Source organism: Tepidiphilus sp. J10 (genome assembly GCF_006980785.1).
GTDB classification, from domain to species: Bacteria; Pseudomonadota; Gammaproteobacteria; order Burkholderiales; family Rhodocyclaceae; genus Tepidiphilus; species Tepidiphilus olei.
On sequence record NZ_SBHP01000002.1, the window covers coordinates 163,298 to 186,847 of the forward strand.

19 protein-coding genes and 3 tRNA genes are annotated in these 23,550 nt (G+C 65.7%); 19 read left to right on the forward strand and 3 right to left on the reverse strand.

Features of this window, described 5'->3' with window-relative positions:
- The first annotated feature begins 81 nt into the window (after positions 1–81).
- The 18 genes from rimP (at position 82) to mnmC (ending at position 16,668) form a co-directional block, all read left to right on the forward strand.
- On the forward strand, positions 82–537 hold the full coding sequence (rimP, locus tag EPD81_RS05440; RefSeq protein WP_142804433.1) for a ribosome maturation factor RimP: 456 nt from the start codon (positions 82–84) through the stop codon (positions 535–537).
- Positions 534–2,006 carry a transcription termination factor NusA gene (gene nusA / locus EPD81_RS05445; RefSeq protein WP_142804434.1) on the forward strand — a complete coding sequence of 491 codons (1,473 nt, stop codon included), beginning with the start codon at positions 534–536 and terminating at the stop codon, positions 2,004–2,006. Before rimP ends, nusA begins: the two co-directional genes overlap by 4 nt.
- A gap of 12 nt (positions 2,007–2,018) precedes the next feature.
- Complete coding sequence (gene infB, locus EPD81_RS05450; protein WP_142804435.1) at positions 2,019–4,853, forward strand: translation initiation factor IF-2; 2,835 nt, start codon at positions 2,019–2,021, stop codon at positions 4,851–4,853.
- Positions 4,850–5,242: a 30S ribosome-binding factor RbfA gene (gene rbfA, locus EPD81_RS05455; protein ID WP_142804436.1), complete on the forward strand. Its 393-nt coding sequence runs from the start codon at positions 4,850–4,852 to the stop codon at positions 5,240–5,242. The genes infB and rbfA overlap by 4 nt, the downstream gene beginning before the upstream one ends.
- The gene (gene truB / locus EPD81_RS05460) at positions 5,214–6,176 is read left to right on the forward strand and encodes a tRNA pseudouridine(55) synthase TruB (RefSeq protein WP_142804437.1); all 963 of its coding nucleotides are present in this window, start codon (positions 5,214–5,216) and stop codon (positions 6,174–6,176) included. The genes rbfA and truB overlap by 29 nt, the downstream gene beginning before the upstream one ends.
- A gap of 65 nt (positions 6,177–6,241) precedes the next feature.
- Positions 6,242–6,511 (forward strand): 30S ribosomal protein S15, encoded by a 270-nt coding sequence (rpsO, locus tag EPD81_RS05465; RefSeq protein WP_142804438.1) that lies wholly within the window; start codon positions 6,242–6,244, stop codon positions 6,509–6,511.
- Positions 6,512–6,584: 73 nt separating this feature from the next.
- Entirely contained in the window at positions 6,585–8,678 is a 2,094-nt protein-coding gene (gene pnp, locus EPD81_RS05470) for a polyribonucleotide nucleotidyltransferase (RefSeq protein WP_142804439.1), read from the forward strand.
- A gap of 43 nt (positions 8,679–8,721) precedes the next feature.
- Positions 8,722–8,798, forward strand: a tRNA-Pro gene (locus EPD81_RS05475).
- A gap of 32 nt (positions 8,799–8,830) precedes the next feature.
- A tRNA-Arg gene (locus tag EPD81_RS05480) sits at positions 8,831–8,907 on the forward strand.
- Between the two features lie 23 nt (positions 8,908–8,930).
- Positions 8,931–9,006, forward strand: a tRNA-His gene (locus EPD81_RS05485).
- Between the two features lie 57 nt (positions 9,007–9,063).
- Positions 9,064–9,921, forward strand: a complete 858-nt coding sequence (gene folD / locus EPD81_RS05490) for a bifunctional methylenetetrahydrofolate dehydrogenase/methenyltetrahydrofolate cyclohydrolase FolD (protein ID WP_142804440.1) — start codon at positions 9,064–9,066, stop codon at positions 9,919–9,921.
- Between the two features lie 50 nt (positions 9,922–9,971).
- Entirely contained in the window at positions 9,972–10,439 is a 468-nt protein-coding gene (gene purE, locus EPD81_RS05495; protein WP_142804514.1) for a 5-(carboxyamino)imidazole ribonucleotide mutase, read from the forward strand.
- Positions 10,436–11,602 carry a 5-(carboxyamino)imidazole ribonucleotide synthase gene (locus EPD81_RS05500; RefSeq protein WP_142804441.1) on the forward strand — a complete coding sequence of 389 codons (1,167 nt, stop codon included), beginning with the start codon at positions 10,436–10,438 and terminating at the stop codon, positions 11,600–11,602. Before purE ends, EPD81_RS05500 begins: the two co-directional genes overlap by 4 nt.
- On the forward strand, positions 11,599–12,594 hold the full coding sequence (locus EPD81_RS05505; RefSeq protein WP_142804442.1) for an L-threonylcarbamoyladenylate synthase: 996 nt from the start codon (positions 11,599–11,601) through the stop codon (positions 12,592–12,594). The genes EPD81_RS05500 and EPD81_RS05505 overlap by 4 nt, the downstream gene beginning before the upstream one ends.
- Positions 12,595–12,660: 66 nt before the next feature.
- Positions 12,661–12,951 (forward strand): nucleotidyltransferase family protein, encoded by a 291-nt coding sequence (locus tag EPD81_RS05510; RefSeq protein ID WP_142804443.1) that lies wholly within the window; start codon positions 12,661–12,663, stop codon positions 12,949–12,951.
- A complete protein-coding gene (locus tag EPD81_RS05515; RefSeq protein ID WP_142804444.1) occupies positions 12,948–13,325 on the forward strand; it encodes a DUF86 domain-containing protein in 378 nt (125 codons plus the stop codon). Before EPD81_RS05510 ends, EPD81_RS05515 begins: the two co-directional genes overlap by 4 nt.
- 93 nt (positions 13,326–13,418) lie before the next feature.
- Entirely contained in the window at positions 13,419–14,819 is a 1,401-nt protein-coding gene (gene gltX / locus EPD81_RS05520; RefSeq protein ID WP_142804445.1) for a glutamate--tRNA ligase, read from the forward strand.
- 10 nt (positions 14,820–14,829) lie between these two features.
- Positions 14,830–16,668, forward strand: coding sequence for an FAD-dependent 5-carboxymethylaminomethyl-2-thiouridine(34) oxidoreductase MnmC (gene mnmC / locus EPD81_RS05525; protein ID WP_142804446.1), 1,839 nt, complete (start codon positions 14,830–14,832; stop codon positions 16,666–16,668).
- Between the two features lie 6 nt (positions 16,669–16,674).
- Here the strand turns inward: mnmC and lysS are convergent, their stop codons facing one another.
- Positions 16,675–18,189: a lysine--tRNA ligase gene (gene lysS, locus EPD81_RS05530; protein WP_221929231.1), complete on the reverse strand. Its 1,515-nt coding sequence runs from the start codon at positions 18,187–18,189 to the stop codon at positions 16,675–16,677.
- A gap of 187 nt (positions 18,190–18,376) precedes the next feature.
- Between lysS and EPD81_RS05535 the strand changes: the two genes are divergently transcribed.
- Positions 18,377–20,176, forward strand: coding sequence for a methyl-accepting chemotaxis protein (locus EPD81_RS05535; RefSeq protein ID WP_142804447.1), 1,800 nt, complete (start codon positions 18,377–18,379; stop codon positions 20,174–20,176).
- 78 nt (positions 20,177–20,254) lie between these two features.
- Here EPD81_RS05535 and lpdA read toward each other — a convergent pair whose 3' ends face one another.
- On the reverse strand, positions 20,255–22,123 hold the full coding sequence (lpdA, locus tag EPD81_RS05540) for a dihydrolipoyl dehydrogenase (protein WP_142804448.1): 1,869 nt from the start codon (positions 22,121–22,123) through the stop codon (positions 20,255–20,257).
- 16 nt (positions 22,124–22,139) lie between these two features.
- Positions 22,140–23,525, reverse strand: a complete 1,386-nt coding sequence (locus EPD81_RS05545; RefSeq protein ID WP_142804449.1) for a dihydrolipoyllysine-residue acetyltransferase — start codon at positions 23,523–23,525, stop codon at positions 22,140–22,142.
- Between the last annotated feature and the right edge of the window lie 25 nt (positions 23,526–23,550).

Consider the following 23,550-nt stretch of genomic DNA (forward strand, 5'->3'; position numbering starts at 1 on the left):
CTTGCTAAGTTGCCCGGATTTCCGGTTGGTAAGCAAACGGAAATGGGCTCTTCTGGCCCATTTTTTTTTCTCGGGTGAAACATGGTGGATCTGGAAGCCTTGGTCGAGCAGGTGGTGTCAGGCATGGGGTTCGAGCTCGTCGATTTCGAAGTCTCGCCCCGGGCGCGCATTCTGCGCGTGTTCATCGACATCGAGCGCGGTGTCACCGTCGATGACTGTGCGGCGGTGAGCGATCAGCTGCAGCGCGTGTTCGAGGTCGAGGACATCGACTACGACCGTCTGGAAGTCTCCTCGCCGGGGTTCGACCGGGTGCTGAAGAAACCACGCGATTTCGCCCGTTTCGTCGGTTCCCAGGTCCAGCTCAAGCTGCATGAGCCCTGGCAGGGGCGCAAGAATCTGAAAGCGGAACTGCTGGGTATCGAAGAGGATCGGGTGCGCGTCTCGAGCGACCTGGGAGAACATGAATTCGCGTTGGCGGAGATCGACCGGGCCCGCCTCGTCCCCCAATTCGACGGTTTCGGAGGTAAGAAACGATGAGTCGCGAACTGCTGTTGTTGGTCGATGCGCTGGCCCATGAAAAGAACGTCTCCAAGGATGTCGTCTTCGCTGCGCTGGAAGCGGCGCTCGTCTCCGCCACGAAGAAGCATCTCCACGAAGACGCCGACGTGCGCGTGGAGATCGACCGTTCCACCGGCACGTACCGCGCCTGGCGGCGTTGGTTGGTGTTGCCCGATGCCGAAGTGACCAACGACGAGCGCGAGATGGGGCTCATCGACGCGCGCGAGATCGATCCCGACATTCGCGTGGGCGAATACTACGAGGAAGAGATTCCGGTGCAGGATTTGGGGCGGATCGGAGCGCAGACGGCCAAGCAGATCGTGCTGCAGAAGATTCGCGACGCCGAGCGCGAGCAGATCCTCGAAGAATTCCTCTCGCGCAAGGAAACGCTCGTCTCCGGCACCATCAAGCGCATGGAGCGCGGCAACGCCATCGTCGAGATCGGTCGGCTGGAAGCGCTCCTGCCGCGCGAGCAGATGATTCCGCGCGAGGCGCTGCGCGTCGGCGACCGCATCAAGGCGGTGGTCATCCGCATCGATCGCAGCGGCCGCGGGCCGCAGCTGATCCTCTCGCGCACCTCGCCCGAGCTGGTCGTCAAGCTCTTCGAGCTGGAGGTGCCGGAGATCGAGGAGGGGTTCATTGAGATCAAGGGCTGCGCCCGCGACCCCGGTCTACGCTCCAAGATCGCCGTGCATTCGAAGGATCCGCGGCTCGATCCGGTGGGTACCTGCGTGGGTATGCGCGGCTCGCGGGTGATGGCGGTCCGCAACGAAATCGCCCAGGAACAGATCGACATCATCGTCTGGTCGCCCGATCCGGCGCAGTACGTGATCGCGGCGCTGCAGCCGGCCGAAGTGCTCTCCATCGTGGTCGATGAAGAAAAACACGCCATGGACGTGGTGGTCGACGACGCGAACCTCGCCATCGCCATCGGCCGCGGAGGGCAGAACGTGCGGCTCGCCTCCGAGCTCACCGGCTGGACCATCAACCTGATGAGCCAAGCCGAATCGCAGCAGAAACAGGAAGAGGAACGGCAAACTTTGCGCGCTCTCTTCATGGAGAAACTCGACGTGGACGAGGAGCTTGCCGATCTGCTGATCGACGAGGGCTTTTCCTCGCTCGAGGAGATCGCCTACGTGCCGCTCTCCGAAATGCTGGCGATCGAAGGCCTGGACGAAGAGACGGTGCAGGCGCTGCGCGAACGCGCCCGCACGGCGCTGCTCTCGGAAGCGATCGCCCTCGAGGAGGCGATCGAACAGGTGGAGCCTGCACTCCTTGAGCTCGAGGGGATGGACAAGGATCTGGCCGTGAAGCTCGCTCGCCAGGGCATCACCCGGCTCGACGATCTGGCGGAACTGGCGGCCGACGAGCTCGCCGAATTGACCGGCATCGACCATGAGCGCGCCGCCGATTTGATCACCAAGGCGCGCGCCCATTGGTTCGAGTAAGGGGAAAGCAAGATGGAAACGAAAAACGTCAAAGAATTCGCCGAAGAGCTAGGGCTCGACGTACAACGCTTGCTCGACCAATTGCAGCAGGCGGGCGTAGAGAAGAAGAGCGCCGAAGATGGCATCACGGCCAAGGACAAGGCGCAACTACTCGCTTTTCTCAAACGTCAGCACGGCGAAGGCGGCAGTGGCAAGATCACGCTCACTCGCAAGGAAACCACCGCCCTGCGAGCCACCGATGCCCAGGGGCGCGCACGTACCGTGCAAGTCGAGGTGCGCAAGAAACGGGTGCTGGTCAACCGCGACGAGCTGCTCGCCAAGGCGAAGGAGGAGCAGGCCAAGCTCGAGGCGGCGCTGAAGGCGACCAAAACGGTCGAATCGGCTCCGTCGGCGCGTCCGGAGCCTTCTGCTGAAACGATCTCCCCCGTGCCTGCCGAAACGACCGAGCCCGAGATGGTTGAAGTTACGGCGAGCGAGGAGCGCGCGGCCGTCGCGCAGGAAGTGACGACTTCGAAGCCCCCGGCTCGAGCCGCCACACCGGAGACTCCTCCCGTCGCCGAGTCGAAGGCGACCGAGCCCCCACCGGCACCTGAGCCCGAGCGGACTGCGACGCCGCTCGAGCCCAGCAAGCCCAAACCTCAGCCATCCGCGGCATCCATCTTGCCCCCCGAAGAGATCGCACGCCGAGAGGCCGAGGCCAAGCGTCAGGCCGAGCTGCGTGCCCGCCAGGAGGCCGATCTGCGCGCCAAGCGTGAACGCGAGCTCGCTCGTCAGGCACGCGCGCAGGCTCAGCTGCGAGAGGATGCGGCGAAGGCCGAAAAAGCAGCGACTGCCACTGCCGACGCGGCTCTCGGCACGGCCAAACCGGCGACGGAAGAGCGTCCGACCCTGCACAAGGTGAAGGACAAAGAGAAGAAAGTCGAGAAAAAAGTCGAAGAGCGGGCACCCAAACGCGGCGGGCTCAAAGTCCGCGCGCTCGACGATGGCAGCGCTGGCTGGAAGGGAGGTGGCAAGGGCGGGAAGGCGGGCAAACGCGCTCCCCGGGGGACGGAATCACGTTCCCAACAATTCCAGGCGCCCACCGAACCGATCGTGCGCGAAGTCCATGTGCCCGAGACCCTCACCGTGGCCGAGTTGGCGCACAAGATGGCGGTCAAGGCCACCGAGGTCATCAAGACCATGATGAAGATGGGCATCATGGCCACCATCAACCAGGTCATCGACCAGGAAACGGCCATGATCGTGGTCGAGGAGATGGGGCACAAGGCCGTGCCCGCCCGCCTGGACGAACCGGATGCCTTCCTCGAGGAAGTCGGCGAGCAGCACTACGAAGAAAAACCGCGTCCGCCGGTGGTCACCGTCATGGGTCACGTCGACCACGGGAAAACGTCGCTGCTCGACTACATCCGCCGCACCAAGGTGGCTGCGGGCGAGGCGGGCGGCATCACGCAGCACATCGGGGCGTATCACGTGGAAACGCCGCGCGGCACCATCACCTTCCTCGACACGCCGGGTCACGAGGCCTTCACGGCCATGCGGGCGCGGGGTGCGCAAGCCACCGACATCGTGGTGCTGGTGGTGGCCGCCGACGACGGGGTGATGCCGCAGACGCGCGAGGCGATCCACCACGCGCGTGCCGCCGGCGTGCCCATCATCGTTGCCGTCAATAAGATTGACAAGCCGGAGGCCAAGCCCGAGCGCGTGCGGCAAGAGCTCGTGGCCGAAGGCGTGATCCCGGAAGAATACGGCGGTGACACCATGTTCTACAACGTCTCGGCCAAGACGGGGCAGGGGATCGACGATCTGCTCGAAGGCATCCTGCTGCAGGCCGAGGTGCTGGAGCTCAAGGCGCCGGCCGAAGGCCCGGCCAAAGGGATCGTGCTGGAGGCACGCCTCGACAAAGGGCGCGGCCCGGTGGCCTCCGTGCTGGTGCAAAGCGGCATGCTGCGCAAGGGCGACGTCGTGCTCGTCGGTTCCACCTGGGGGCGTGTGCGGGCCATGCTCGACGAAACCGGCAAACCGGTCGACTCGGCCGCACCTTCGATGCCCGTCGAGATCCTGGGCTTGGAAGACGTGCCGCAGGCGGGCGAAGAGTTCGTGGTACTGCCCGACGAGCGCAAGGCGCGCGAGATCGCCCTCTATCGCCAGGGCAAGTTCCGCGAGGTGAAACTCGCCAAGCAGCAGGCGCTCAAGCTCGAGAATCTCTTCGAGCAGATGAGCGAGGGCGAGGTGAAGACGCTGCCCATCATCATCAAGGCCGACGTGCAGGGTTCCCTCGAGGCGCTCAAGCAGTCGCTGGAGAAACTCTCTACCGACGAAGTCAAGGTGCAGGTCATCCACGGTGCCGTGGGTGGCATCAGCGAGAGCGACGTCAACCTCGCCCAGGCGTCCAACGCCATCATCATCGGCTTCAACGTGCGCAGCGACGCCAGCGCGCGCAAGCTCGCCGAGAGCTACGGCGTGGACATCCGCTACTACAACATCATCTACGACGCGGTCGACGAGATCAAGGCGGCCTTGAGCGGCATGCTCTCGCCCGAGCGCAAGGAAGAGATCATCGGTCTGGCCGAGGTACGTCAGGTCTTCCGCGTGCCCAAGGTCGGCACCGTGGCGGGCTGCTACGTGCTCGAAGGCACGATCAAGCGCGGCGCCAGAGTGCGCGTGTTGCGTGACAACGTCGTCATCCACGAGGGCGAGCTCGATTCGCTCAAACGCTTCAAGGAAGACGTGCGCGAAGTCAAGGCCGGCTACGAATGCGGCCTGTCGGTCAAGGGCTACAACGACATTCAGGAAGGCGACCAGATCGAAGTGTTCGAAGTGCGCGAAGTGGCGAGGACCTTGGCATGAAAGGCGGCAATCGGACCCGTTTGCCGCGGGTGGCCGAGGGCATCCGCGAAGAATTGGCCGAGCTGATCGCGCGGCAGGTGAAGGATCCCCGTGTGGGCTTCGTCACCATCACCGCCGTCGACGTGAGTCCGGATTTCGCGCATGCCAAGGTGTATGTGTCCACACTCGCCGATCCGGCCACCATCCCGGAGCTCCTCGAGGGGTTGCAGCATGCGGCGGGGTTCCTGCGCCGCGAGCTCGGACGGCGTCTGCACATCCACACCATCCCACAGCTCACCTTCGTCTACGACGAGTCGATCGAACGGGGACTGCGCCTGGCGCATCTCATCGACGAGGCGGTGGGCAAGGAACCGGGAAAGGATGGCGAGGGCGAAGACCGTGGCGCTTGACGGCGTGGCGCTGCTCGACAAGCCCGAGGGGCTCACGGCGAATGCCGCGCTGCAGCGGGTGCGCCGCGCCCTGGGAGCAGCGAAGGCCGGGCATACCGGTACGCTCGACCCCATGGCGACCGGCCTCATGCTGCTCGCTTTCGGCGAGGCGACCAAGTTCGCCCAACGCTGGCTGGAAGCCGACAAGGTCTATCTCACTCGCGTGCGTTTCGGGGTGGCCACCTCTACGGGGGACGCCGAAGGAGAGGTGATCGCCCGCGCCCCGGTTTCCTTCGGCGCTGGAGCGGTGCAGGAGGTGCTGCCGCGTTTTCTCGGCACCATCGAGCAAGTGCCGCCCATGGTCTCGGCGCTGAAGCACGAAGGCAGGCCGCTCTACCGTTACGCCCGCGAGGGGGTGACGATCGAGCGTGTGCCCCGGCCGGTGACGATCCACGAGCTGCGTCTAGTGGAGTGGGACGAAGCCCTCGCGGCGGCCACCCTCTATGCCCGCGTCGGCAAGGGAACGTACATCCGCACGCTCGCCGAAGACCTCGGCGCAGCGCTGGGGGTGCCCGCGCACATCGATCGGCTGCGACGCCTGGCGATCGGCCCCTTTTCGGTCGAGAAGGCGAGAACGCTCGCCGAATGGGAGGAAGCGGGAGCGCAAGGGCGGGAATGGCTGCTGCCGCCCGATGCCTTGGTGGCAGACCTGCCACGGGTCGAGCTGGATGCGACCCGCACCCTGGCTTTTCTTGCCGGACAGCGCATCGCCCGTGCCGCGCTTGGGGATTCCCGTTCCTCTGGCATGGTGCGCGTCTATGGGGCACGCGAGGAGGGAATCCCCATTTTCATCGGTTTGGGGGAATGTGACCCGGCGCGGGGCTTGTCCCCGAAGCGCGTCATTGCTAATATAACGCCGCCTTCGTCGCGTGTTCCGGTCATCCCGGCCGAATGATCCCTTCCGGGTCGCGGCTCGTTTTTCATTTTTTGCGTTCAGATTCACGAGAGAGAACCACATCCATGGCGCTAGACAACGCAACCAAAGCCCGCATCATCGCGGAATACAAACGCGGCGACAACGACACGGGTTCGCCCGAAGTGCAGATCGCATTGCTCACCGCCCGCATCGAAGGGCTGCAGCCGCATTTCAGCGAACACAAGAAAGATCATCATTCCCGCCGGGGTCTGTTGAAGATGGTGTCGCAGCGCCGTCGGCTGCTCGACTACCTCAAGCGCACCGAACCCGAGCGTTACCTCGAGCTCATCAAGCGGCTCGGCCTGCGTAAGTAATTCCCTCTTCCGGGCCGATCGCTGTCGTCCGGCTAGGCGAGGGTCGGCCCTCTCACCGAGAAAGGATCGTCCCTTGCCTACCGCCATCAAAAAAACCTTCACCTACGGTCGTCACCAAGTCACCCTCGAGACGGGCGAACTCGCGCGTCAAGCAAGCGGCGCGGTGCTCGCTTCCATGGACGACACCGTGGTACTCGCCACCGTGGTCGCCGCCAAAGAGGCCAAACCCGGGCAGGATTTCTTTCCGCTCACCGTCGACTACATCGAAAAGTTCTACGCCTCCGGCCGCATTCCCGGCGGTTTCTTCAAGCGTGAAGGTCGTCCCTCCGAAAAGGAAACGCTCACTTCGCGCCTGATCGACCGGCCCATCCGCCCCCTCTTTCCCGAAGGGTTCTACAACGAGGTGCAGATCGTCGCCACGGTGCTCTCGCTCAACCCCGAGGTCAACGCCGACATCGTCGCGATGATCGCCGCGAGCGCCGCGCTCGCCGTCTCCGGCGTGCCTTTCCACGGGCCGATCGGCGCTTGCCGTGTGGGCTACCTCGATGGTCAGTACGTCCTCAACCCCAACGCGAGCGAGCTCGAGAAGAGTGCCCTCGACCTGGTGGTGGCCGGCACCGAGAACGCCGTCTTGATGGTCGAATCCGAAGCGCAGGAGCTGCCCGAAGACGTGATGCTCGGCGCCGTGGTCTTCGGCCACGAGCAGATGCAGGCGGCGATCCAGGCGATCAACGAACTCGTCGAAGTCGCGGGCAAACCGGCCTGGGACTGGAAGGCTCCCCAGCCCAACGAGGCGCTGGTGGCGCGCATCCGCGAGCTCGCCTTCGCCGAATTGGAAGAGGCTTTCCGCATCACCGCCAAACAGGCGCGCAACGATCGGCTCAAGGCGATTCGCGCCCAGGTGATCGAGAAGGTGCTCGCCGAGTTCGATCCGCTGCCCTCCATCCCCGACATCGAGAACATCCTCTTCACGCTGGAAGCCTCCATCGTGCGCGGGCGCATCCTCGCGGGTGAGCCGCGCATCGATGGGCGCGACACGCGCACCGTGCGCCCGATCGACATCCGGGTGGGGGTGCTGCCGCGCACGCACGGTTCGGCGCTCTTCACCCGGGGCGAGACGCAGGCGCTGGTGGTCGCCACGCTCGGCACCGGCCGCGACGAGCAGATCATCGATGCCGTGGCCGGCGAATATCGTGAAAGCTTCATGCTGCACTACAACTTCCCGCCGTTCTCCACCGGCGAGACCGGGCGGGTCGGTTCGCCCAAGCGCCGCGAGATCGGCCACGGCAACCTCGCCAAGCGGGCGCTCTCGGCCGTGCTGCCCCAGCAGGAGGATTTCCCCTACACCATCCGGCTCGTGTCCGAAATCCTCGAGTCGAACGGTTCGAGCTCCATGGCCACCGTCTGCGGCGGCTCGCTCGCGCTGATGGACGCAGGCGTGCCGACCAAGGCGCACGTGGCCGGGGTCGCCATGGGTCTCATCAAGGAAGGCAACCGTTTCGCGGTGCTCACCGACATCCTGGGCGACGAGGATCATCTCGGCGACATGGATTTCAAGGTGGCCGGTACCGAGCGCGGCGTCACGGCGTTGCAGATGGACATCAAGATCCAGGGCATCACCAAGGAGATCATGCAGGTGGCGCTCGCCCAGGCGCGCGAAGGCCGCATGCACATCCTGCAGCTGATGCGCCAGGCGATGGGCGAGGCGCGCGGCGAGGTCTCGGCCTATGCGCCGCGTATGATCCAACTCAAGATCAACCCCGAGAAGATCCGCGACGTGATCGGCAAGGGGGGCTCCGTGATCCGGGCCCTGCAAGAAGAGACCGGTACCGTCATCGAGATCGCCGACGACGGCAACGTCACCATCTCGTCCTTCAGCGCCGAAGGCGCCGAGGAAGCCAAGCGGCGCATCGAGGAGCTCACGGCTGAAGTGGAAGTGGGCAGGGTCTACGAGGGTACGGTCGTCAAGCTGCTCGATTTCGGCGCCATCGTCAACATCATGCCGGGCCGCGACGGGCTGTTGCACATCTCCCAAATCGCCGACGAGCGGGTGGAGAAGGTTTCCGACTACCTGCAGGAAGGGCAGAAGGTGCGTGTGAAGGTGCTCGAGACCGATGATCGCGGGCGCATCAAGCTGAGCCTCAAGGCGGTCAAAGAGGGTGAATGAGGCTTTGACAAGTGGGGCGATCGGGTTATAATGATCGCCTTTCCGGGGTGTAGCGCAGTCCGGTAGCGCGCTTGCTTTGGGAGCAAGATGTCGGGGGTTCGAATCCCTCCACCCCGACCACGCTACTTCCGGAATACTGCCTGGGACGGAATCTGCCCGTAGCTCAACCGGATAGAGCACCGGCCTTCTAAGCCGGGGGTTACAGGTTCGATTCCTGTCGGGCAGGCCACGCGAGCCCCAAGGTTTGCGGCGGCGGCATTAGCTCAGTTGGTAGAGCACTGGATTGTGGCTCCAGGTGTCACCGGTTCGAATCCGGTATGTCGCCCCAGTTTTCACGAATAGGCCGGCCCTGCGTCGGCCTATTTTCTTTCTCGACGGGTGTACGATGACCGCTGAACTCATCGACGGTAAAGCCATCGCCCAGGCCTTGCGCCGCCGCATCGCCGAACGCGTGGGCGTCTTGCAGGAGCGCGGCGTCGTGCCGACGCTCGCGGTGATCCTGGTGGGGGAAGACCCTGCCTCTCACGTCTATGTGCGCAACAAGGTGGCCGCTTGCGCCGAGGTCGGGATCCGCTCGCGCAAGTACGAGTTTCCTGCCGACGTGTCCGCTGAGCGGCTGCTCGCCTGTATCGACGCCTTGAATGCCGATGCCGAGGTCGACGGCATCCTCGTGCAGCTGCCGCTGCCGCCGCACATCGACGAGACTCTGGTGCTCGAGCGTATCGCCGTGAACAAGGACGTCGATGGTTTCCACGCCGAGAACGTGGGGCGGCTGGTACAGGGCCGGGAATGTTTCTGGCCCTGTACGCCGCACGGGGTGATGCAGTTGCTCGCCTGGGAAGGCATCGAGCCGCAGGGCATGGACGCGGTGGTGGTGGGGCGTTCCAACATCGTCGGCAAGCCCATGGCGCTCATGCTGCTCAACGCGGGGGCGACGGTGACGGTGGCGCATTCGCGCACGCGGGAACTCGCCGCGCACACCCGTCGCGCCGATCTGCTGGTGGTGGCGGTGGGCAAGCCCGAATTCATCACGCCCGAGATGGTCAAGCCCGGGGCGGTGGTGATCGACGTGGGCATCAACCGCTTGCCCGACGGCCGGCTGGTGGGGGACGTGGCTGCCGGAGTGCGTGAGGTCGCCAGCCGGATCACGCCCGTGCCCGGCGGCGTGGGGCCGATGACGATCGCCATGTTGCTGGAAAATACCTTGCTCGCGGCCCAGCGCCGCCGGGGGATCGCGCCGTGAATGGGGAACTCCTGCGCTACGGATCCGGCGAGCCGCTCGTCGGGGTGGTGATGGGGTCTTCTTCCGACTGGCCGACGATGCGCGCCGCGGCCGAGGTGCTGCGCGAGTTCGAGGTGCCCTTCGAAGCGCGGGTGGTGTCGGCGCACCGCACGCCGGACTTGATGTTCGCCTACGCCGAAACGGCCCTCGAGCGCGGTCTGCGGGCGATCATCGCCGGGGCCGGCGGGGCGGCGCATCTGCCGGGAATGCTGGCGGCGAAGACGACGGTGCCGGTGCTGGGGGTGCCGGTGGAGTCGCGGGCGCTGCACGGGCAGGATTCGCTGCTCTCCATCGTGCAGATGCCCAAGGGCGTGCCGGTCGCCACCTTTGCCATCGGCGCGGCCGGGGCGGCGAACGCGGCGCTCTTCGCCGTGGCAATGCTCGCGGCTACGGACGAAGTGCTCGGGCAGCGGCTTGCCGAATTCCGCCGCCGCCAGAGCGAATCCGTGCTCGCCATGCGCCTGGAGCCGCTGGAATGACGGCCGGGCGGATCGAGGCGCCGGCAAGGCTGGCGATCCTCGGCGGTGGGCAATTGGGGCGCTTTTTCGTGCGGGCGGCACAGGAGCTCGGCTACGCAGTCTGGGTGCTCGATCCCGATCCCGAGGCGCCGGCAGGGCGCATCGCCGAGCGCCATTTGTGTGGAGCCTACGACGACGAAGCGCTGCTCGCGGAAATTGCGGCCCACTGCGCCGCAGCAACCACCGAATTCGAGAACGTGCCCGCGACGAGCCTTGCCCGGCTCGCCGAGTCCATGCCCGTGCGTCCCGGCGCGGCGGCGCTTGCCGTCTGCCAGGATCGCATCGAAGAGAAGTCCTTTCTCGCGCAAAATGGCCTGCCGCATGCGCCTTTTCTCGCCGTGCGCACGGCAGAAGACCTCGAGCGCGCGCCCCAGGCGCTTTTCCCCGGCATCCTCAAAACGGCGCGTTTCGGCTATGACGGCAAGGGGCAGGCGGTGGTCGCAGACCGGCAAGAGGCGCGGGCAGCGTTCGTGCGCTTTGGGCGCGACTGCGTGCTGGAGGCGCGGCTTGCCCTAGAGGCCGAGCTTTCGGTGGTGCTCGCACGTGGTGCCGATGGGCGCATCGCCGCCTTCGAGGCCGGACTCAACGTGCATCGCAACGGCATCCTGGATGCCACCTTCGCTGCAGCCCCCTTGCCCCCGGCCGTACTGCGCGAGGCCGGTGAGATCGCCGAAGCGCTCGCCGAGGCGCTCGGCTACGTCGGCACGCTGGGGGTGGAGTTCTTCTACGCCGACGGCAAGCTCTACGTCAATGAGATGGCCCCGCGGCCCCACAACAGCGGGCACCATACGCTCGATGCGCACCGCGTCTGCCAGTTCGAGCAGCAGGTGCGCGCCTTGTGCGGCCTGCCGCTCGCCGTGCCCGAGGCGCATTCGCCGGCGGTGATGGTCAATCTCTTGGGCGAGGTGTGGTTCGCAGGCGAGGTGCTGCGCGAGCCGCCCTGGCACGAGATCCTCGCCCTGCCGGGCCTGCGGTTGCATCTCTACGGCAAGCGCGAGGCGCGACGCGGGCGCAAGATGGGGCATTTCACCGTCACGGCAGCGACGCTCGCCGAGGCGTGCGCCGTAGCAAGCGAAGCGCGGCGTCGTCTGGGTTTGCCGCCGCTGCCGCCTTTGCCGCAATGAACGCGCGCATCCTGCCTCCCGGCGAAGAAGCGCTGGCCGAGGCGGCGGCGAAACTGCGCGCCGGCGAACTGGTGGGGCTGCCGACCGAGACGGTCTATGGCCTGGCGGCCGACGCACGTAACCCAACGGCGGTACGGCGCATCTTCGCCGCCAAGGGGCGGCCCAGCGATCATCCCCTCATCGTGCATCTGCCTTCCGCCGAACACCTGCCCCAGTGGGCGCGCGACATCCCTGAAGAGGCCTGGGCACTCGCGCGCCGATTCTGGCCCGGCCCTTTGACGCTCGTGCTTCGGCGCGGCGATGGGGTGCCGCTGGACGTGACGGGGGGACAGGAGACGGTGGCGCTGCGCGTGCCGGCGCATCCCGTAGCCTTGGCGCTGCTGCGCGCCTTCGGCTCGGGGCTCGCGGCGCCGAGCGCCAACCGCTTCGGCCGCGTGAGCCCGACCACGGCCGCCGACGTGCTCGAGGAATTGGGCGACGAGGTGGCGCTCGTGCTCGACGGCGGTCCCTGCCCGGTGGGGGTAGAATCGACCATCCTCGATCTCTCCCGCCTCGACACCGTGGGTCCCGTCATCCTGCGTCCCGGCGCGGTCGGTGCAGAGGAATTGGCCGAGGTGCTGGGGCGACCCGTGGCTGCAGCCGATGGCGGTGCGCCGCGCGTCTCGGGGTCGTTACCGAGTCATTACGCACCGATCACGCCCGTGCGTCTGGCCGCGCTGGGCGAGATCGAGTCGCTCGTCTCCCGTCTGCTCGCCCAAGGCAAACGCATCGCCCTGTGGAGCCGGCATCCGCTCGAGCTGCCGGGGGTGAAGTGGTACGAGATGCCCGCGACGCTCGAAGATTTGGCGCGCCTCCTCTACGCCCGGCTGCGCGCCTTCGACCGGCTCGGCGTCGACGAGATCGTCATCGAACGCCCGCAGGGGGAAGGCCCCCTGGCGCGGGCGATCGCCGACCGCCTGGAGCGCGCCGCGCGCGGCTCCGGCGGGCGTTGAACCGTGCGGTTGCGATTCGTAATGCACGGCGTTATCATGAAAAAATAAGATGGGCGAGGGGAAAACGTGAAACCTTCCGAAGTCCTTGCGTTGCGCCGTGACCTTATTCGACGCGTGATCGAGGCGCATCATGCCCGCAATGCCCGGATATTCGGTTCCGTCGTGCAGGGTCGAGATACCGAGGATAGCGACTTGGACATCCTCGTCGATCCTACGCCCGAAACAACGCTGTTCGATCTCGGCGCGATCCGCCATGAACTCGAGACCCTGCTGGGGATCCGAGTGGACGTGCTGACGCCCAAGGCTTTGCCAGAAAAAATCCGCGCCCAAGTGCTTGCCCAGGCCCACCCCTTATGACCGCCGACCGACGGCGTCTTGCCGACTACCTTGCGCACATCCTTGAAGCCATCGAACGTATCGATCGCTATACCGCCGAGATGGACGAGGTGACTTTCCTGAATGACTCATTGGTCCAGGATGCCGTGGTGCGAAATTTCGAGGTGATCGGCGAGGCGAGCAGAAATATAGACAAACACTACCCCGATTTCGCGATGGCGCATCCTGAATTGCCCTTGTCGATTGCCTATCAGATGCGCAACGTGCTTGCCCATGGTTATTTCAAGGTGGACTATGAGATCGTCTGGAGGACGATTCATCGCAGTTTGCCAGGATTGCATCGGCAAGTAACCCGCCTTTTGCAAGAGCTTTCCTCCAATGAGGACATTCCATGAAATGCCGTCGGGTGACTACCCTCTAGCGCTTCATCCACACTTTTGCGTTTCAACCATGATGCCGGTTGATTTTTTCGAGGAACCCTTTCGATCATGACCGTCCGCACGCGTTTTGCCCCTAGTCCCACGGGTTATCTGCACATCGGCGGTGCGCGCACCGCGCTCTTCTCTTGGGCCTATGCCCGCCACCACGGCGGCCAGTTCATCCTGCGCATCGAGGACACCGACCGCGAGCGTTCCACGGCCGAGGCGGTCCAGGCCATTCTCGATGGCATGCATTGGCTGGAGCTCGACTATGACGAAGGGCCTTATTATCAGACCCGGCGCATGGATCGCTACCGCGAGGTGATCGAGCAGATGCTCGCGGCCGGTACCGCCTATCATTGTTACATGAGCCCCGAGGAGCTGGAGGCGCTGCGCGAGGCCCAGCGTGCCCGGGGAGAAAAGCCGCGATACGACCGGCGCTGGCGCCCCGAGCCCGGTAAAACCCTGCCGCCTCCGCCGCCGGGCGTGCAGCCGGTCGTGCGGTTCAAGAATCCGCTCAGTGGCACCGTTGCCTGGGACGATCTCGTCAAAGGGCGCATCGAATTCGCCAACGAAGAACTCGACGACTTCGTGATCGCCCGTGCCGACGGCACCCCCACTTACAATTTCTGCGTGGTGGTCGACGACTGGGACATGCGCATCACGCACGTCATCCGCGGTGACGATCACGTCAACAATACGCCGCGCCAGATCAACCTCTACCTCGCGCTCGGCGCCCCCCTGCCGCAGTTCGCCCATTTGCCCATGATCCTGGGACCGGACGGGCAGAAGCTCTCCAAACGCCACGGGGCGGTGTCGGTGATGCAGTACCACGAGGACGGTTATCTGCCGGAAGCGGTGATCAACTATCTCGCTCGTCTGGGTTGGAGTCATGGCGACGACGAGATTTTCACGCGCGAGCAGTTCGTTGCCTGGTTCGACCTCAAAGACGTCAATCCTTCGGCGGCGCGCTTCGACTTCGACAAACTGCGCTGGCTGAACGCCCACTACATCAAGCAGGCCGAGGTGGGCCGGCTCGCGGTCGATTGCGCCGAGCGGCTCACGCGGCGCGGCGTCGCGGTTGCGGACGCGACGGCGCTCGAACCGGTGGTGGCGCTCTATCAGGATCGGGTGCAGACTTTGGAGGAACTGGCCGACTGCGTCGAGCCGTTCGTGGTCGAAGTGCATCCTGCGGCCGAATTCCGAGAAAAACATCTCGACGAAGCCGCCGTCCGGGCGCTGGCCGAGCTCCATCGTCGGCTCGAAGCGATCCCGGAAACGGAATGGCGGCGTGAGCGGCTCGCCGCAGCGATCAAGGAAACGCTCGCCGCAGCTGGCGTAAAAATGCCCAAGCTCGGCATCCCGCTGCGGGTGGTGCTGCTGGGCGTGCCGCAATCCCCGGCAGTGGAAGCGGTGCTCGAAGTGTTGGGGCGGGAACGCACGCTTTCGCGGCTCGAGCGCGCCCTCTGAGCCCGTGACCATGGCGGGGCTCCTCGAACTCACCCCGGCGCGCTTGCAGTGGCGCGAGGGCGTGCCTGCACACGGCGACTACGACGACGTCTATCACTCGGTGCATGGAGCGCTCGCCCAGAGCCGGCACGTCTTTCTCGGCGGCACGGGGCTGCCGCAGGCGTGGGCGGGGCGGGCACACTTCGCCATCCTGGAGACGGGATTCGGGCTGGGGGGGAATTTTCTTGCCACCTGGGCGGCGTGGCGTTCGGATCCGCGACGCGCGCAGCGGCTCGATTTCGTCTCCCTGGAAAAGCATCCGCTCACGGCCGAAGACTGGCGCCGCGTGTGGGCACAAGGGGAGAGCGAGCTGCGCCCGCTCGCGCTGGCCTTGGGCCAACGCTTGCCGCCGCTCGTTCCGGGTATTCACACCCTCGAGTTCGACGAGGGTCGGGTGCGGCTCTTTCTCGTCTACCACGATGCCGCGGCGATCGAGGAGATCGAAGGCCGGTTCGATGCCGTCTATCTCGACGGATTCGCCCCGACGAAGAACCCCGCCATGTGGTCGGAGCCGCTGCTCGCCGCGATCGCACGGCGCATGAAACCGGGGGCGCGGCTCGCTACCTGGTGTGCGGCCGGTGAGGTACGCCGGCGGCTCGCCGCATCGGGCCTGAGCGTCCGTCCGGCGCCCGGATTCGCCGGCAAGCGGGAGATGACCATCGCCTGGCGCGAGGGGATGCTCGCCGAGGAACGACGTCCCGCTCGGGTCGTGGTGATCGGCGCAGGCATGGCAGGGGCGAACCTCGCCCATGCACTCGCGCGCCGCGGCGTACCCGTGACGCTCTTCGAACGCGAGGCTTCGCCGGGGCAGGGCGCTTCGGGCAATCTCGCCGGGGTACTGCGCTGGTTGCCGAGCGCCGACGACAATTTTCTCTCGCGCTGGACGCGCGCCGGCACGCTCGCCGCCCACGCCATGCTGCGCGAATGGGAGCATCGAGGGATCGAGGCCCCTTGGGGACCGAGCGGGGTAGCGCATCTGGCGCGCGACGAAGCGCAGGCGCGCAAGCAACGGGCAACGCTTGAGCGGCTCGCCCCGCCACCCGAGGTGTTGAGCTGGCTCGACGCCGCGGCGCTCTCCGAGCGCATCGGCTGGCCGGTGGCGCAGGGCGGCTGGTGGTTCGAGCTCGGCGGCTGGATCGGCCCGCAGCGTTGGTGCCGCCGCTTGCTCGAACTCGCCGGACCGATGCTCACGCTGCGTTGCGCCACGGCCGTGGGCTCGATCGAATCGTGCGCACCGGGCTGGCGCGTGCGCGACGCCAAAGGTAACGTCCTGGAAGAGGCCGACGCGGTGGTGCTCGCCGCGGGCGCGGAAGTCTCCTCGTTCGCTCAGGCGGCCGGACTGCCGATCCGGCCCGCGCGCGGTCAGGTGTCGCTCGCGCCGGCCGAGGCCGGTTCGCCGCCTCGGGTGACGGTATGCCGCAATGGCTATGTGACGCCGGAAGTCTCGGGGCGGCGCGCCTTCGGGGCGACGTTGGCCGTGGATGACCCGGACCCTGCCGTGCGCGCCAGCGATCACCGGGAAAACCTCGCCAAGCTCGAAGCGATTTTACCCGGCTACACGGCGGGGCTCGATCCCGCCTCGCTCGAAGCACGGGTAGGATTTCGGCCGACAGTACCGGATCGCCTGCCGGTGGTCGGTCCCCTGGGCGAGACGCCGGGACTTTTCATACTCTCGGGATTCGGCGCACGGGGCTTGGCCTTTGCGGTGCCGGCGGCGCGGCTTGCCGCGGCCATGCTCTGCGGCGAGCCCTGGCCGCTCGAGCGCACCACGGCGCTCGCGGTCGACCCGGCGCGCTTTTTCCGCCGCTGAAGCGTTTTACTCTTCCGGACGCATCGCGGGGAAAAGGATGACGTCGCGGATGTTGGGGCTGTCGGTGAGCAGCATCACCAGACGGTCGATGCCGATGCCGCAGCCACCGGTGGGCGGCATGCCGTATTCGAGCGCCCGGATGTAATCGGCGTCGAAGTACATCGCTTCTTCGTCGCCGGCCTCTTTTGCCCGCACTTGCGCGAGGAAGCGCTCGGCCTGGTCTTCCGGATCGTTCAATTCGGAAAAGCCATTGGCGATCTCACGCCCGACGATGAAGAGCTCGAATCGCTCGGTGATCTCGGGGTTGGTGTCGCTACGGCGCGCGAGCGGCGAGACTTCGGCCGGATAATCGACGATGAAGGTCGGCGACCAGAGTTCGGCTTCGGTGGTTTCCTCGAAGAGCGCGAGCTGCAGCGCCCCCAGTCCCATGTCCGGTTTGACATCCACGCCGAGTTCGGCCAGCTTGGCGCGCAACCACTGAGGATCCTCGAGCTGGGCGCGAGACCAGCCGGGGTGATGTTTCTGGATCGCCTCGACGATGGTGAGCCGCGCGAAGGGCTGTGACAGATCGAGCTCTTGCCCCTGATAGATGAAGCGTTCCGTGCCCAGCGCCACGCGCGCCGCATGACGGATCAACCCTTCGGTGAAATCCATCAGCTTACGGTAGTCGCTGTAGGCCTCGTAGAACTCCATCATGGTGAATTCGGGGTTGTGCCGCGGCGAGATCCCTTCGTTGCGGAAATTGCGGTTGATCTCGAACACCTTTTCGAATCCGCCCACCACCAAGCGCTTGAGGTAGAGCTCGGGAGCGATACGCAGGTACATCGGCATGTCGAGCGCGTTGTGGTGGGTGACGAAGGGACGAGCGTTGGCCCCGCCCGGAATGGGGTGCAGCATGGGCGTTTCGACTTCGAGGAAGCCGTATTCGAGCATGTACTCGCGGATCGCCTGGATGAGGCGGCTGCGGGCGACGAAACGCCGGCGCGTCTCCTCGCTCATGATGAGATCGACGTAGCGCTGGCGGTACTTCAGCTCCTGATCGGCGAGCCCATGGTATTTGTCCGGCAGCGGACGCAGGCTCTTGGTGAGCAAGCGGATCGATTCCGCGTGGATCGTGAGCTCGCCGGTGCGCGTCTTGAAGAGGTGACCTGCGACGCCGACGATGTCGCCGATGTCCCAGTGTTTGAACTCCTCATAGACCTCGGCCCCGACGCTGTCTCGCGCCACATAGACCTGGATGCGGCCGGAGAGATCCTGGATCGTGATGAAGCTCGCCTTGCCCATGACGCGCTTCAACATGATGCGCCCGGCCACGACCGCGGCGGGCTTGAGTTCCTGCAGTTTTTCCGCCTCGGCTTCGCCGTAGGCTTCGTCGAGCTTGGCGGCGAGATTGAGCCGTTCGAAATCGTTGGGAAAGGCCGGCCCACGGGCACGCAGCGCCGCGAGTTTCTTGCGCCGTTCGGCGCTGATGCGATTCTCTTCGGCAAGGGTGAGCGGCTCGGAAGTCATCGGTTCCGTCATGGGAGGACTCTGCGTCTGGGCGAACGAAAGGGGAATTTTCGCATTTCCAGCGCGAGGGAGCAAACCTCATGACTTCTGGCAGCCGCGGACAGCGTAGTGTCAGCCTCGTGCAAGCAAGGCATGCCAGCATCGGCTAAAGTTTTTTCGAGGGGAGCCGATAATCCCCCAAACGCCGAGGGAGAAGGATATGGATTGGTTCTGGCGCGTCTACGACTGGGTGGAACGGACGTTCTTTACCACGGTCACGAGGAAATTCGCGAGTTTCCTCGTCGTGCCTCTCATCGCTTCGGCTGGGTTCCTGCTGCTGTATTCGTTGCAAGCCCGGGTCGACGATCTGCTCTCGAGGCAGGGGAACGAGGCCTTGCGTGCCGAGGTGGCGGCGGCCTTCGCCGATACTGTGGGCGAGTTCGGGATGCTCATGGTCGCGATGCTGCTCGTGTCCGTCGGGCTCATCCTCTACATGCGCCACCTCATCGTCCGGCCGTTGCGGCGCATGGCCGAGATCTTTCGTACCCTGAGCAACGACCGTCGCATGGGGGATTTCTCCGTCGACTTGCCGGTGATGACGCACGACGAGCTGGGGGAACTCGCCAAAGCCTACAACGCTTTTGCCGAGAAGATGCGAGCGATCATCGTCGACCTGCGTCGGGTGAGCGTGGAAGTGGGCGGGGATGCGGTGCGCGCCGATGCCAAAGCGATGGAAGCCGAGAAAAGCGCCCAGACCCAGCTGCGCCTGGCAGACGAGGTTTTTGCCGCGAGCCAGCGTACGACGGAGGCGATCGAGGAGGTCCAGACGCGAATCCAGGGGCTGGACACGACGATGCAGGAGAGTTTGGCCGCCGTGTCTTCGGCGTTGTCCGAACTGCACGCCGTCGTGCAGCGCATCGGCACTTCGCGCGAGCGTCTGGCGGGCTTTACCGGCACGGTGAGCGAATTGGCGAACCGCTCCGAGCAGATCCGCCGCATCGCCGGTTTGATCCGTGAAGTTGCCGACCAGACGAACCTGCTCGCCCTCAACGCCGCCATCGAAGCGGCGCGCGCCGGAGAATATGGGCGCGGATTCGCCGTGGTGGCCGACGAGGTACGCAAGCTCGCCGAACGCGTCAACCTCTCCTCGCAAGAGATCACCCAAGACATCGACGGCATGATCGGCATCGTCGACCAGACCCGTAGCCAGAACGAAGCGATCAACGCCGACATGGACGAGACGCTGCGCTCGGTCCATCACGTCGAAGAAGAATTCGCGCGCATGGACGAGGCGTTCCACCGCAGCCGCGAGAGCCTGGGAGAGATGGTTACGGCCAGTGACAATCTGGCCAGGGCGAACGAGGCCACAATCGAACACGTACGCCACATCGCCGAGGTGGGTGAGGCCGTACGCTGCCTGATGCAGGAGACCCGCAGCGACATCGACGCGCTGACCGAGCGCACCGAGACTATCCTCGAGATGCTCGCCCGCTACCGGGTGGGGCGCGGTCGCTTCGACCAGGTGGTACGCGAGGAGCGCATCGTGCGCGACGCCATCCAGGTCCAGCTCGAAGCGATGGCGCGCGAGGGAATCGACGTGTTCGATCGCAACTATCGTCCCTACTTGAATTGCGATCCGCCGAAATTCAAGCTCGCATGGAGCGACGAGTTCGTGCGCCGCTGCCAGCATCTGCTCGACGAGGGGCTCGCGCGGATCCCGGAGGCGGTGTTCGTGGTGGCCGTCAATACCGACGGCTATCTCTCGGCGCACAACGCCAAATTCAGCAAACCCCTCACGGGCGACCGGGAAAAGGATCTCGTGGGTAATCGGACCTACCGCAAGTTCGACAACCCTCGCGAGCTGCGCGCGGCGCAGAATACCGCTCCGGTGCTGATGCAGACCTACCGCCGCGACACGGGAGAGATCCTGGTCGATGTGGCCATGCCGATTTACGTCGGTGGCCGCCTGTGGGGGAACGTGCGCGTCGGCCTGCCGATCGAAGCCCTGAGCAAGGACTGAGCGCCCCCTCAATGGTGCAGGATCTGCCCGAGGAAGCGGCGGGTACGTTCTTCTTCCCCGCCGACAACGGCAAGGGACTCACCGCTTGCGCGCAGGAGGAAGGTCGGTGCAGCTCCCCTCGGCGACTTCCGCGGCCAGACCCACCGTCTCGATGAGCGTCGGGTGGGGATGGATGGTACGGGCAATGTCGCCTGCTTCCGCCCCCATTTCGATCGCCAGGCAGATTTCACCGATCAGATCCCCTGCGCCGGCGCCGACGATGGCGCCACCGATCAGGCGGTGTGTTTCGGCGTCGAACAGCAGTTTGGTGAATCCTTCCTCGCAACCGTTGGCGATCGCCCGTCCCGAGGCGGCCCAGGGAAAGACGGCCTTTTCCACTTTGAGACCTCGGGCCTTGGCCTCGGCCTCGGTGAGTCCGGCCCAGGCGATTTCGGGGTCGGTGTAGGCCACCGACGGGATCTGCAAGGCGTCGAACGCCGCTTTCCGGCCGGCAGCCGCTTCCGCCGCCACGTGCCCTTCGTGCACGGCTTTGTGGGCGAGCATCGGATTGCCGGTAAGATCCCCGATGGCGAAAATGTGGGGCACGTTGGTGCGTCGTTGCGGGTCGACAGGGATGAATCCTCGCTCGTCGAGGTGCACGCCCGCCGCCTCCACTCCCAGGAGAGGTCCATTGGAGCGACGACCAACGGCCACGAGCACGAGGTCGTAGCGCTGCGCTTCCTTGGGCGCCGCTTCCCCTTCGAAACTCGCCCAGATGCCGTCCGCCCGCGCCTCCAGCGCCGTGGTGCGCGTGTTGCGGTACAAGGCGGCGAAACGGTTGGCGTTTTTCTTCTCCCACACGCGCACGAGGTCACGGTCGGCGCCGGGGAAGAGATCGGCCGTGGCTTCCACCACGTCGACCTCGGCGCCGAAAGCGGCGTAGACCGTGCCCATTTCCAGACCGATGATGCCCCCGCCGATCACCAGCATGCGCTGGGGAATAAAGGGCAGCGCGAGCGCACCGGTGGAATCCACCACCCGCGGGTCGTCGGGCTGGAACGGCAGGCGTACCGGTCGCGAACCGGCGGCGAGGATCGCCTGTTCGAATTGAACGATCTCGACGGTCCCGGTTTCATGCGTAGGATCGCCTTCCATGCGCCGCACTTCGAGGTGATGGGAGCCGACGAGTCGACCTTCACCCCGGAGCACCCGCACCCCGCGCGCCTTGGCCATGCCCGCGAGGCCCTTGGTCAGCCGTCCGACGACTTCGTCCCGATGCGCCCGCACCCGCTCGAGGTCGATTTTCGGTGCTTCGAAGACGATCCCGGCCTGGGCAAGCTGCGTGCGCGCTTCGATGCCGGAGGCTAGATGCAGCAGCGCCTTGGAAGGGATGCAACCCACGTTGAGGCACACGCCGCCAAGCACGGGTTCGCGCTCGACCAGCAGCACGTCGAGCCCGAGATCGGCTGCGCGGAAGGCGGCGGAATAGCCGCCCGGGCCGCCGCCGAGCACGAGCAGCCGACAGCGGTGGTGGACTTCTCCGGCGAAGGCGGGCGCGGACGACGCTACCGCCGCTGCCTCGGACCGAGGGGCGGAATGCGTCTCCGCCGCCGGCACGGGGGCCGATCCGGACTGCGCCGTGGCGGCTGCGTTCGCTTCGACGCCGCGCTGGACTGGCGTGGCCACGTCGCCGGGGGGCTGAGAGGCTTGCTCGGATGCTCGATCCGCTTCTTTGGCTTCCAGGCGGATGACGGGGGTGCCTTCGGAGACCTTGTCGCCGACCTGGACGAGCACCTCGCGCACGATGCCGGCCACGGGGCAGGGCACGTCCATGGTGGCTTTGTCCGATTCGAGGGTGCAGATCGGGTCTTCGGGCGCGAGCACGTCGCCGGGCTTGACCAACACCTCGATCACCGGCACGTCGTGATAGTCGCCGATGTCCGGTACCTTCACTTCGATGAGGGACATGGGATTCGCCTCCGTTTCAGAGCAGCACCCGCCGGAAATCGGCGAGCAGCTGGGCAAGGTGGGTGGTGAAACGCGTGGCGTACGCCCCGTCGATGACGCGATGATCGGCCGTGAGCGACAGCGGCAGGATTTGGCGCGGCACGAACGCCTTGCCGTCCCATACCGGTTTGACGGCGATCTTGTTCACGCCGAGGATCGCCACCTCGGGCGCGTTGATGATGGGGGCAAATCCCGTGCCACCGATGCCGCCCAAGCTGGAGATGGTGAAGGTGGCGCCCTGCATCTCGGCCGGCTTGAGTTTGCCTTCGCGCGCCTTGCGGGCGAGTTCGGCCGTTTCGGCGGCGATCTCACGCAGCCCCTTCTTGTCGGCCTCTTTCAGCACCGGCACCACCAGACCTTGCGGCGTGTCGGCGGCAAAGCCGATGTGGTAGTAGCGCTTGTAGACGAGCTTGTCCCCGTCGAGGCTGGTGTTCATGTCGGGGAAGCGCTGCAGCGCTGCCACCACCGCCTTGATGAGGAAGGCGAGCATGGTGAACTTGAGCCCTTCCTTTTCGTGCTCGCGGTTGAGTTCGCGGCGGAAGGCTTCGAGCTCGGTGACGTCGGCCTCGTCGTGGTAGGTGACCGCCGGGATCATGATCCAGTTGCGCGCGAGGTTCGCCGCCGAGATCTTCTTGATTCGCCCCAGTTCCTTGACCTCGATCGGGCCGAATTTGGCGAAGTCTACCTTGGGCCAGGACGGCAATTCCAAGCCGGCGAGCAACGAGCCGCCGCCCGCCTTGGATGGCTCCCCGGCTTCACCTTGCATCACGCGCTTGACGTAGGTGACGACGTCTTCACGCAGAATGCGCCCGTTGGGCCCGGACGGAGTGACCTTGGAGAGATCGACCCCGAGCTCGCGGGCAAAGGCGCGCACCACGGGGCTGGCGTGGATCTTGCCGCCGAGCTGGATCGGTGTGGGCGCAATGGGAGACGGTGTCACGGGTTCGGCGACGGGCGCCCAAACCGCCGCACCGGCGACCGAGGCCGGTCGCGGTGACGCGGCAGAAGGAGTGGGTTCACCGACTTTCGTCGTGGCGGCTGCGTTCGCTTCGACGCCGCGCTGGACTGGCGTGGCCACGTCGGCGGGGGGCTGAGAGGCTTGCTCGGATGCTCGATCCGCTTCTTTGGCTTCGAGGCGGATGACGGGGGTGCCTTCGGAGACCTTGTCGCCGACCTGGACGAGCACCTCGCGCACGATGCCGGCCACGGGGCAGGGCACGTCCATGGTGGCTTTGTCCGATTCGAGGGTGCAGATCGGGTCTTCGGGCGCGAGCACGTCGCCGGGCTTGACCAACACCTCGATCACCGGCACGTCGTGATAGTCGCCGATGTCCGGTACCTTCACTTCGATGAGGGATGCCATCGGGAGTCTCCTTTAGGCTTTAGGC